Consider the following 4,080-nt stretch of genomic DNA (forward strand, 5'->3'; position numbering starts at 1 on the left):
GTTATAGGTTTATCCCCACCATAATTTAGAGCGTTTCATACATGATTTCGAGCTCTCTGTATCGCAAGGTCCGGAGGGGGACGATGAAGACTCCTGTGGGATGAACATGATCGGTAAGATCCCGGAAGGCGAAGCCTGAGGAAGCTTACCACATGCCCACGGAAAGCGAAATCGTCCCCCGGAGGACCTTCCTTATAACCCATTTATCTCGAAACTGAGTCTAACAGAAAAGGGAGCTTTTCTGTTAGAACAGATTCCTAGTCCTATAGAATCACAAAAAAGTTTAATTCGTCTTGTTTTTGGTAACAGAAGAGTAGCGAAACTCTCTATATAAGAGGAAGAGGAGGAGATGAATTGACCAAGAAATATGATGCTATTGTGATCGGTGCTGGACATAATGGACTAATCTCAGCTATCCAGCTGGCAGAAAAAGGGTGGAAAGTACTGGTCTTAGAAAAGTCTTCGAAACCCGGGGGCGCATCTAAGTCCGGAGAAGTGACGGAGCCTGGTTATATTCATGATTTATATGCGATGAATATTGGTTTATTTTTAGGGTCGCAATTTTATCAGGAATACGAAGAAGAAATGCAGCGCTTTGGTTTTGAACCAGTCGTAAATGATAAGCCTTACGCCAGCGTCTTTCCTGATGATACAGGGATAGGAGCTTACCAGAATCGTAAGGAAATGTTTAAAAGTCTCGCCTATCATTCGACCGATGATACGTATGCCTGGAAGGACCTGAGCCATTATTATGATCAAACGACTCCTCACTTTATGCCGCTCATGCAGATGGAACTTCCTTCCTATGAAGCCTGGAAGCACGTGTTGAAGTCCATGAAACAGCTTAAGTTAAATGGACTGATGGAACTGGGAAGCCACTTGTTGCAATCACCCCGCGAATTTGTAGATCACTGGTTTGAAAGCGATAAAGTAAAAGCAATGGTGGCCCCCTGGGGACTTCATTTGGATTTTGGTCCTGATGTCTCTAACGGAGCGGTCTTTCCATTTTTAGAATCCATTTTGAATCAGCGCAATGGCATGGCTTTTTCCAAAGGCGGCATTCAGAACATGATTGATAGCATGGTCAAAATGCTTGAAATCCGGCTAGGTGAGATAAGGACAGAAACATCCGTAGAACGAGTACTCGTCGAAGGTGGTCAGGCCTATGGAGTGGTTCTCGAAAATGGAGAGGAAATCATAGCCGAAAAGGCTGTTATAGGAAATGTAACACCTACCCAGATGGCGAACCGTCTGCTAGACGTAAACGAGGTACCGGATCACTATCTTCAAGAAGCCAAGAGTTACCGCTATGGACCGGCAACGATGATGATCCATCTCTCCCTGGACGAACCTCTTCAATGGAAAGCGGGAGAGAAATACTCAGAATTTGCTTACGTTCACATAGGTCCTTATGTCGAAGACTTAGCAAGAACTTACACGCAGGCTATGAATGGAGAGCTTCCTGACAGTCCCCTGCTAATCGTCGGTCAGCCGGATGTTATGGACGACACCCGCTCTCCTGAAGGGAAATCAACGCTCTGGATTCAAGTAAGGGTCCTGCCTTCTCACGTGAAAAAAGACGCGCTGGGTGAAATTGAACCAGATGAATGGACCAACATGAAAGAAGCTTATGCGGACCGGGTGATCGAAAAGCTGGCTGCATACACGCATAACAGTAAGCGCGCCATTCGAAAAAGGACCGTACTCTCCCCCGCAGATCTAGAGGGGGATAACCCGAACCTTGTTGGTGGAGATAGTATAAGTGGAAGTCATCATATCTTCCAAAACTACGTTTTCCGACCGACTCCAGGCTATTCCCGTTATAAGACGCCGATTGATCGCTTATATATGGTAGGAGCTGCAACCTGGCCAGGAGGTGGATTGAACGGAACTTCTGGATGGCTGCTTGCTGATAAACTATAAGAAACGTGCCCTGGGAGAAATTCTTCCAGGGCTTCTTACATGATGAGCTTTAAAACGCTTGTATGTACATCTTTTTTACAATTTAATTTCAATGCTTTGACTTTCAGCGGAACACTTGTTAAATTAAATTCCGACCTAAACAATCAACATTAAAAAGGAGGTCTGGTGTATGTCAGAGAAAAAAGAAACACCCTCGTCATCAAGAAGATTTTTATTTCGAATATTAGACGGCATTGAGTGGCTCGGAAATAAGCTTCCGTCTCCACTTCTTCTGTTTGCAATATTAGCTCTTATTGTAGTTATTATATCGGGTATATTTTCTTCTGTGTCCGTGACGAACCCTACGACAGGGGAAGTCATTCAAGTCAAAAATTTACTTAGCCTAAGCGGTCTGGAGTACATTTTTAACAGTGCCGTTGAAAACTTTATAGGATTCCCGCCGCTTGGAGCGGTACTCGTAACCATGCTCGGGATTGGTTTGGCTGAACAAACCGGATTAATTAATTCTTCATTAAAAGGAATCGTATTTTCTTTCCCTAATCGCTTACTCACGGCAGCGCTGGTATTTGCCGGGGTCATGTCCAGTGTGGCCGTCAATGCCGGATATGTGGTCCTTCCACCTCTCGGCGCCGTGCTTTTTCTAGGATTAGGCCGTCACCCATTGGCTGGTCTGGCCGCTGCGTTCGCTGGTGTATCGGGAGGATTTGGAGCCAACCTGGCCCTTACTTCAACCGATGCCGTGCTGCAGGAATTGACCGTTGAAGCCACCCGAACGCTTGACCCTGCCTATGCGGAAACGATTACCGTAACCATGAACTACTTCTTTGCGGCAGTGTCTGTTCTGCTGGTGACGATCGTGGGTACGCTTGTGACCGATAAGATTGTCGAACCTCGATTAGGTCGTTATGAAGGGGGAGAAAACGGAGAAATCGATGAGCTTACCTCTCTTGAAAAAAGAGGGATGCGTCTGGCTGGTATAGGATTCCTATTTACATTTCTCTTGATGGCCTATCTATCGTTTGGCCCGCTGCGCGGTGACGGGGCTTACATCGATTCACCATTCTTTAATGCCCTGGTCTTTGTTATTTTCATTTTATTCCTTGTTCCAGGTCTGATTTATGGAATTGTGGTAAAAGAGATTAAAAACGATAAGGATCTTACGAAGCTGTTAGGTAAAACAATGGCCAGCATGAGTGGATATATTGCCCTGGCTTTTACGGCCGGTCAATTTATTGCTTATTTCCGTGAAACGAATCTCGGAACTGTGATCGCTTTTAAAGGAGCGGATTTCCTAAATTCTACGGGATTCGATGGAATTGGTCTTATCCTGACGTTCCTTGGGCTGACTATGGTTGTGAACTTCTTTATTGGAAGTTCTTCAGCAAAATGGACGATCTTAGCCCCGGTGTTTGTTCCGATTATGATGAATCTTGGCTATTCTCCTGAGTTTACAACGCTGCTGTACCGGATTGCAGACTCAGTGACGAATATGATTACGCCGCTGCTTCTTTATTTCCCGGTAATTATAGCTTTTGCCCAGCGTTATGATAAGAAACTTGGTATTGGAACGTTAATTTCAATGATGATTCCTTATTCAGTCGCATTCCTACTAGCTTGGCTAGTTATGCTGCTGGTTTGGGTACTACTCGGTATTCCGGTAGGTCCAGGAGCTCCTATCAGTTATTAATAGGACGACTCACGATTAAAAAAGCAGACTTCCTGCGAGAGGAAGTCTGCTTTTTTCATTAGCATTATAATATTGTCGGTAATTTCCATGGTTAATTTATTAAACTAACGGGTCGGTTACTGTAAGACTCAGTTTCGAGATATTGTCTGGAGAAAGGGGCTCCAGGTAACGGCTCGCTTTCCGCGGGCATGTGGTGAGCTTCCTCAGGCTTCGCCTTCCGGGATCTCACCGATCATGTTCATCCCACAGGAGTTTTCATCGTCCCCCTCCGGCTCTTTTTGGTTTTCCTATTTATTTAAGAGGGTGGACGGAGGCTTCACGGTTAGTAAATACGTGGACTTGCTCATATCCAGCAGACTTTGCCAGCTCCACGGCCTCTTCATACCGGTGCCCTACATGATCCGGTTTATGAGCATCGGAACAGAGAACGATTCCAACACCAGCATCTTTACAAATTTGCAGCAGTTCAG

At 45.3% G+C, this 4,080-nt stretch carries 2 protein-coding genes; both read left to right on the forward strand.

What is annotated here, in order from left to right:
• Positions 1–354: 354 nt before the first annotated feature.
• Positions 355–1,923, forward strand: coding sequence for a phytoene desaturase family protein (locus WAM07_RS11255; RefSeq protein WP_422166909.1), 1,569 nt, complete (start codon positions 355–357; stop codon positions 1,921–1,923).
• Positions 1,924–2,092: 169 nt separating this feature from the next.
• Positions 2,093–3,610: an AbgT family transporter gene (locus WAM07_RS11260; protein WP_422166911.1), complete on the forward strand. Its 1,518-nt coding sequence runs from the start codon at positions 2,093–2,095 to the stop codon at positions 3,608–3,610.
• The last annotated feature ends 470 nt before the right edge of the window (positions 3,611–4,080 follow it).

This window comes from Halobacillus sp. (assembly GCF_049282395.1).
Lineage (GTDB): Bacteria > Bacillota > Bacilli > Bacillales > Halobacillaceae > Halobacillus.

What these genes read in the sequence shown, in the direction of transcription:
- WAM07_RS11260 (WP_422166911.1), top strand. Translation starts at nt 2,093, where the DNA reads ATGTCAGAGAAAAAAGAAACACCCTCGTCATCAAGAAGATTTTTATTT.